This is a genomic window from Aminobacter sp. P4_H6_2 (genome assembly GCF_056400805.1).
Window position 1 is genome coordinate 1 of sequence record NZ_JBFUKO010000657.1, and the last position, 2,883, is coordinate 2,883.

General features: G+C 62.8%; 4 protein-coding genes. All 4 read left to right on the top strand.

Annotated elements, in window-relative coordinates:
- The coding region (locus AC1DUU_RS28155; protein ID WP_476786635.1) for a S1 RNA-binding domain-containing protein at positions 1–312 on the top strand (312 nt) is incomplete at its 5' end.
- Between the two features lie 2 nt (positions 313–314).
- Positions 315–752: a DUF983 domain-containing protein gene (locus AC1DUU_RS28160; protein ID WP_476786636.1), complete on the top strand. Its 438-nt coding sequence runs from the start codon at positions 315–317 to the stop codon at positions 750–752.
- Positions 753–825: 73 nt separating this feature from the next.
- The gene (locus tag AC1DUU_RS28165) at positions 826–1,566 is read left to right on the top strand and encodes an NUDIX hydrolase (RefSeq protein WP_476786637.1); all 741 of its coding nucleotides are present in this window, start codon (positions 826–828) and stop codon (positions 1,564–1,566) included.
- A 7-nt stretch (positions 1,567–1,573) separates the two neighbouring features.
- A complete protein-coding gene (locus AC1DUU_RS28170; protein ID WP_476786638.1) occupies positions 1,574–2,752 on the top strand; it encodes an MFS transporter in 1,179 nt (392 codons plus the stop codon).
- Positions 2,753–2,883 lie beyond the last annotated feature (131 nt).

The following is a 2,883-nucleotide window of genomic DNA, read 5'->3' on the forward strand; positions in this document are numbered from 1 at the left end:
CTATTTGTCCAATTGCCGCAATATGGCGCCGATGGTTTCATCCCCGTGTCATCGTTGGGTGACGACTATTACCACTTCGACGAAGCCGCCCGCGCCCTCTTCGGCGAGCGCACCGGCAAGGGTTATCAACTTGCCGACCGCGTCGAAGTCAAGTTGGTCGAGATCGCCCCGCTGGCCGGTGCCATGCGCTTTGAAATGCTGACCGAACCGAAGCCCCTGCCCGGTTCGAAACGGTCGTTCCACAAGACCAAGGGGCAAAGAACGCGTGCGCGTGCCTCCCAACCGCGGCGAGGACCGCGCGGCAGGAGATGACGATGGAAGAACAGGTATTCGGCGGCGACCACGAGCAGGTCGCGCGTGAGCCGCGCCCGGTGTGGCAGGCGATCAAGCGCGGCCTGTTCGGCAAGTGCCCGAATTGCGGCCAGGGCAAGCTGTTTGCTTCCTTCGTCAAGACCGTCGACCGCTGCGACGTCTGCCACGAAGAGATCTTTCATCACCGCGCCGACGACCTGCCTGCCTATCTGGTGGTCGTCATCGTCGGCCATATCGTCGTCGGCGCCTTCATGGCCGTCGAGTCGACCAGCACGCTGGCGCTGTGGCAGCATCTCTTGATCTGGGTGCCGCTGACGATCTTCTCCGCACTCGCCTTGCTGCGACCGATGAAGGGCGCGGTCGTCGGCATGCAATGGGCGTTGTACATGCACGGCTTTGGTGGCGAAGACGACGTGATCGAGGCGCATCCCGAGGCCTGAACCAGCGCTGGCGCAATGCCCTGCGGCAAGCAAGCGCTTCCGTCCGCTCCGACATTCCGTTAGGACAGCCGCGATGGATGGCATTAGCAAAGCAGAACTCGACAGGCTCGAAGCCAGGGAGATGGCCAAGAGCGCTGCCCCCTTGCGGCCGCGCGACGCGGCCACGCTGATCCTGCTCGACCGCAAGGGCAACGACGTGCTGGTGCTGATGGGCCGGCGCCACATGAAGCATGCCTTCATGCCTGGAAAATTCGTCTTTCCAGGCGGCCGCACCGACCCAGCAGACAGCCGCATCGCGGTCGCCGATGAGCTGCATCCCGACGAAGCCGAGAAGCTGCGCGCCGGCACTGGCCGCGTCAGCGTCGCTCGCGCCCGGGCGATAGCGCTTTCAGCGATTCGCGAGACCTATGAGGAAGCGGGACTGTTGATCGGCCGGCGCGCTGCGTTTTCGACCACCAAGGCCGATTGGCAGGGTTTTGCCGACCATGGCGTAGCGCCTGCCTTGGCCTCCTTGCGCTTCATCGCGCGTGCGGTCACCCCTCCAGGACGAGTCCGCCGCTTCGACACGCGCTTCTTGTCGGCATGGCGCAGTGACGTCGCGGTCGAACTGCCCGATGGCGGGCCGACCAACGAACTGGAAGAACTGGTCTGGCTGCCACTGGCAGACGCCATGCAGGCCGACATACCGGCGATCACCCAGTCGGTTCTCGGCGATCTCCGGCAGCGGCTTTCGGTGGACCCTGACCTCAAGCCAGGCGGCGAAGTGCCGTTCTACCGCATGTTCAACCAACGCTTCCGCCGCGACATCCTTTAGGCTTTGCATGACCGAGACCATCCACCAGGCTGAAAGCGTGGAACGCGTACACTGGCGCTCGATTTCAGCAGCGATCGCCTCGATCAGCGTTGTCGGTATCGCAATCGGACTGGGCATACCGCTGCTCAGCGTCATCCTTGAGTCGCGCGGCTATTCGCCCTCGATGATCGGCCTCAATACGGCGATCGCCGGCGTTGCCTCCATTGCAGCCGCACCGCTCGCCACGCCGATCGCCATGCGTTTTGGCGTCRTGTGGACGATGCTCGCCATGATTCTGCTCGGCGCGGTTGCCTTTGTCGGCTTTTATTTCGCGCAATCCTTCTGGATGTGGTTTCCCTTGCGCGCCGTGCTGCATTTTGCGCTGACGGTGCTGTTCATCCTCTCCGAGTTCTGGATCAGCACCTGCGCCCCGCCGCATCGGCGCGGCCTGGTGCTCGRCATCTACGCCACCGTGCTGTCGCTCGGCTTCGCCGCAGGCCCATGGCTTTTCTCGCAGATCGGCAGCACCGGCTTCCTGCCGTTCGGACTGACCTTCGGCTTCGTCATGATCGCTGCGATTCCGGTGCTTCTGGCGCGTAGCGAAAGCCCCAAGATCGTTTCCGAGGGCGGCAAAGGTGGTTTCTTCCGCTACATCTGGATCGTGCCGACCGCGACCGCCGCTGTGCTCGTCTTCGGCGCCGTCGAGACAGGCGGCTTTGCGCTGTTTCCGATCTATGGCCAACGCGTCGGTTATTCCGAGGCCGAAGCTGCCCTTTTGCTGACCATGATCGGCCTTGGCAATTTCATGCTGCAGATTCCCATCGGCATGCTGAGTGACCGCATTGGTGATCGCCGCAAGCTTTTGCTGATCTGCGCGCTCGTCGGCCTAGCCGGCACGCTCGCGATGCCGCTTCTGACGGTCAACTGGCACCTGATGGCTGGCATGCTGTTTGTCTGGGGCGGCGTGGTTGCTGCGCTCTACACGGTGGGCCTAGCCCATCTAGGCGCACAGCTTTCAGGCCGCGACCTTGCCTCGGCCAACGCCGCCTTCATCTTCTGCTACGGCCTTGGGATGATTCTGGGACCACAGGTAATCGGCATATTCATGGACGTCTTCGGCCCCAACGGATTCGGTTGGGCGCTCGCCGTGTTCTTTGGCGGATATATCGCCATCGGACTGGGCCGAATTGCCGCGAAATCGCGGTGATAACGCTCCAAGGCTTGACTTTCCGGGTACGTTCTTTATGTGTCCCGCAGGTTTTCCGCGTCCGGGTTGTTTTCCCGTCCTGAGGCGGGTGCAACTCCAGATAACTAACGGACGAGAATCATGGCCAAGGC